The sequence below is a fragment of the Gluconobacter cerevisiae genome (genome assembly GCF_015244675.1).
GTDB classification, from domain to species: domain Bacteria; phylum Pseudomonadota; class Alphaproteobacteria; order Acetobacterales; family Acetobacteraceae; genus Gluconobacter; species Gluconobacter cerevisiae.
Window position 1 is genome coordinate 1 of the sequence record NZ_JABCQO010000032.1, and the last position, 3,522, is coordinate 3,522.

At 60.1% G+C, this 3,522-nt stretch carries 6 protein-coding genes; 4 read left to right on the forward strand and 2 right to left on the reverse strand.

What is annotated here, in order from left to right:
• A partial coding sequence (mobQ, locus tag HKD21_RS14220; RefSeq protein ID WP_194256256.1) for a MobQ family relaxase occupies positions 1 to 885 on the reverse strand: 885 nt, incomplete at its 3' end.
• Between the two features lie 214 nt (positions 886 to 1,099).
• Here mobQ and HKD21_RS14225 point away from each other — a divergent pair.
• The 3 genes from HKD21_RS14225 to HKD21_RS14235 all read left to right on the forward strand — a co-directional run bounded on the left by HKD21_RS14225 (position 1,100) and on the right by HKD21_RS14235 (position 2,819).
• Complete coding sequence (locus HKD21_RS14225) at positions 1,100 to 1,357, forward strand: hypothetical protein (RefSeq protein WP_061487133.1); 258 nt, start codon at positions 1,100 to 1,102, stop codon at positions 1,355 to 1,357.
• Positions 1,354 to 1,890: a hypothetical protein gene (locus tag HKD21_RS14230; RefSeq protein ID WP_061487132.1), complete on the forward strand. Its 537-nt coding sequence runs from the start codon at positions 1,354 to 1,356 to the stop codon at positions 1,888 to 1,890. The genes HKD21_RS14225 and HKD21_RS14230 overlap by 4 nt, the downstream gene beginning before the upstream one ends.
• Before the next feature lie 329 nt (positions 1,891 to 2,219).
• Positions 2,220 to 2,819, forward strand: coding sequence for a helix-turn-helix domain-containing protein (locus HKD21_RS14235; RefSeq protein ID WP_194256257.1), 600 nt, complete (start codon positions 2,220 to 2,222; stop codon positions 2,817 to 2,819).
• A 38-nt stretch (positions 2,820 to 2,857) separates the two neighbouring features.
• Here the strand turns inward: HKD21_RS14235 and HKD21_RS14240 are convergent, their stop codons facing one another.
• Positions 2,858 to 3,187: a DMT family transporter gene (locus tag HKD21_RS14240; RefSeq protein ID WP_061487135.1), complete on the reverse strand. Its 330-nt coding sequence runs from the start codon at positions 3,185 to 3,187 to the stop codon at positions 2,858 to 2,860.
• Positions 3,188 to 3,309: 122 nt separating this feature from the next.
• On the opposite strand from HKD21_RS14240, the gene HKD21_RS14245 reads away from it, so the two are divergent.
• Positions 3,310 to 3,522 (forward strand): hypothetical protein (locus HKD21_RS14245; protein WP_194256258.1); only part of this gene is annotated, 213 nt, incomplete at its 3' end.

Below are 3,522 nucleotides of genomic sequence, written 5' to 3' on the forward strand. Positions count from 1 at the left end.
CTCCTGCCTCTGGCGTTCGGCTTCCCGCTGCTGCTCCATCCGCTCCCCGAGCTTCCGGGCCAGACCAACCGCCAGCCGTGCCCGCTTCTCAAGGCCGGAGAACAGCTCCTGCGCCTTCTCCATGGCCTTGCGGGCCGTTTCCAGCACCCGGTTTCGCTCACGGATCTCCGCATTCTGCTTCCCGAGATCCGTCACAGGATCTCGGCCGGGAATCTCGCGGGCCGCCTGACGCTCTAGGGCGGTCGCTGACACGCCCATGTGCCGGGTCGGCTCCTGTTCCTTCCCCTGGCGCTCGAAGCTCCGGTGGTCCACCCGCTGTTCGACCAGGTGTCGTTCCAGCGCCATGTTCACCTGGCGCGCCCACACCCCCCGCATGTGCTCGATTTCGGCCGATGCGGTGCTGGCCACGTCCAGAACCCGCGTCTTGGCCCCTAGCCCTTCCGCCCCCGCCGTCCGGGTCGTGGTGAGGATGTGAGCGTGATGATTCCGGTTATCCCCTTCCCGGCCGGGTGCATGGATCGCCACATCTGCCACCACCCCGTACCGCGCCACTAGCTCGGCCGCGAAATCCCGCGCCAGTTCCTTCCGTGCGCCCGCATCCAGTTCGGCCGGTAACGCCAGCTCGTATTCCCGGCCGGTCTTGGCGTCCTTCCTTTTCTCGGCCGCTTCGGCTGCGTTCCATAGGGCGTTCCGGTCCTGTGCCCAGTCTGCACCATCTGGAGCCACGATGAACGCATCCTCCACCCCCTGTTTGCGGGTGTAGTCGTGCGTCAGGCCCTGCCGTTCGTCTGTCAGTTCCTGACCGGCACGATAGGCAGCAGCAGCGACAACACTGCGACCGGCCGAACGGGATATGGCTTTGACGGACAGGTGATAGATCGCCACGGGTCACCGGGATAAGGAAGGGTTCAGGGAAGGAACGTCCCTGACGCACGCATTGGAACAATGCTAAAGTGCGCCCTTTACTACTTCGTCGCAAGGGTTGTTTGCGTTCCGCGACGAATCAAGGAAACTTCCGAAAAATCGGGTATCATCAACAGGGTCACGCGGGGACAAGAATAACGACAGACCATTGCACCCACTTGGGGCAGGAGAAAAAATGACACCCATCGAGAAAGCAAAACAGCAGGTCGAGCAGGCCAAGGCCCGGTATCAGACTTTGCTCGCCAGACAGACCGCCGAGGAACGCAAACTGGACACCCGCCGCAAGGTCATTCTGGGTGGGTTGCTGATCGACGCGGCCGGGAAGGATGAACGCTTCGGCCGGGTCATTGACGAGCTGATGAAACGCATCACCCGCGACCATGACCACAAGGCGTTCGAGGGCTGGCAGAAGCCGGAGCCTGACCGGTCATGACCGACGAACGCGAGCTGGATGACGGGCTGGCTGCGTTCGACCAGCTCGGCCGGGAAATGGCGGAGACAAACCGTCTGCTTCGGGCCGTCCGGTCCGATCAGGCGGCCCGAAACCAGCAGGAACACACTCTGTCGGCCGAAATGAAGGCCGCTCTTAAACAGGCCACAGGAGCCTCACAGAAGGCGCTACAGGCCGCTCAGACCGAAATACGCTCCTCTCTACTCTGGACGGGCCTGACGGCCTTCCTGCTCGTTCTGGTGGCGTTTGGCGGGGGATATTTCTTCGGTCAGCGGGCTGGATGGGACACCGGGCACGCGGACGGATACCAGAAAGCCCGGAATCAGGAGGCCGCCGCCAGCTGGGCCAACACCCCGGCCGGACAGCGGGCCTATGGCCTCGACCAGCTTGGCAGCCTCGATATGCTGGCCCTGTGCAAGGGGGATGGCTGGACCATGGAACGCCAGAAGGGCCGGACGGTCTGTTTCCCGAAACTGGACGCCAAAGGGAACCTTAGCGGCTGGTATATCCCCTGACCGTCACCCGGATGGGAAAGCCGGCCAGCTCCCTCATTCCTTCCTGAGCCATTTTCTCTCGCCCGATTCTGCCGGCGTCACAGGATCCGGGCGAGCGCGGAGCGGGAGCGGCGTAGCCCGCCCAAAGGGCGCCGGAGCAGACCCCGGAATGGCAGTTTTCCACCGAAAAAAGGGGGGACAACAGGGGGATTAGATTCTTTTCTCTTTCTTAGGGATCGCCACACCCCGCAAGAAACTGGGAGAAATGAATTGTTTTACGTGTCGGAATCTGACACGTATTGGTGCCATAGCCTGACACGTAAAAACGGGTTCTCCACAGGGAGCAAGACATGGCCCAGATTGTGCGCCTCACCACCAAACCACAGCGGTCAGGACAGGAGGAAGCCGCACAGGCGGCCGAGCAGCTCTCGCTCCTGTCCGAAGAACTCCTGAATCATTTGCCCGGAGAGGCGCGTATAGCCATCTCAAGGGCCACACACGCGCTACAGAAGGCCGCGCGACCAGACACCGCCGAAGGGCTTTGGCCGGGAGGTTTCAGCATGTTGAGCCGTACACAGACCGCCGCGATCTGGGACGCCATCCGCGAATTACCATCAGATGCTCGACCCAATCAGGTCCGTCATGCTTTTGATCTGATAATACTCAATCTCCGGCAAGACACCGGGGAGGTTCTGCTTACTCGTGACCAGCTCGCCGAACGGATCGGATGCGCACCCGCCAACGTCAGCCGGATCATGGGAACGTTGGAAAAAATGGGCGTAATCCGCCGTGAACGGCGTAAGATCGAAGGAATGCAGGGCCGAGGAATAGCCGTATATTTCATCAATCCGCATGTGGCATGGAATGGCTCGCTGGACGTTCGCAAGGCCCTAGCCGCGGAGACCCGGCCACCCATGCAACTCGAACTCCTTCAGGGGGGAGCATCATGACCGACCTGTCCGACGAACTCACCTTTATGCAAACAGAATTAGTGCCCCGTTGCTGTTGAAAAGAGGTTCATCACCAACACACCTGCAATGATCAAAGCCATTCCGACCATTGCAGGTAGATCGAGGCTCTGTCCCTGAAAAATACAGGCAATTACAGCAACAAGAACAATACCCACACCAGACCAGATTGCGTAAGCAATCCCGGTCGGAATATCTCTGAGAGCCATCGAAAGACAATAGAAGGCAACGAGATAGCCAATACCAAGAATGATCGTCGGGATAAGACGTGTGAAACCTTCAGAGGTTTTAAGAAGAGAAGTTGCGATGATTTCGGCAACAATGGCTATACCGAGATAAAAATAGCTCACAGATGTAGTTCCTTGAAGAATTGAAAGCCGCTTTTGATTCGCGCATTCAAATTTTAAAACCCAATACTTGGCCCCCGATCACGGGAACGCCTGACTGTTGGCCTCTCGGCCTCTTTGGCGGCTTGCTTCTGTCTTGCCAGCTCGGCGGCCTTCCGGGCTTCATCGGCCGCCCGCTGCTCTGCCTGCCGCTGCATTTCCCGCCTGATTTCGGCCTGACGGACCCGCTCCTGCCTCTGGCGTTCGGCTTCCCGCTGCTGCTCCATCCGCTCCCCGAGCTTCCGGGCCAGACCAACCGCCAGCCGTGCCCGCTTCTCAAGGCCGGAGAACAGCTCCTG

Excerpts from the sequence above, each read along its gene's own strand:
- HKD21_RS14225 (WP_061487133.1), top strand. The coding sequence starts at position 1,100 with ATGACACCCATCGAGAAAGCAAAACAGCAGGTCGAGCAGGCCAAGGCC.
- HKD21_RS14230 (WP_061487132.1), top strand. The coding sequence starts at position 1,354 with ATGACCGACGAACGCGAGCTGGATGACGGGCTGGCTGCGTTCGACCAG.
- HKD21_RS14235 (WP_194256257.1), top strand. The coding sequence starts at position 2,220 with ATGGCCCAGATTGTGCGCCTCACCACCAAACCACAGCGGTCAGGACAG.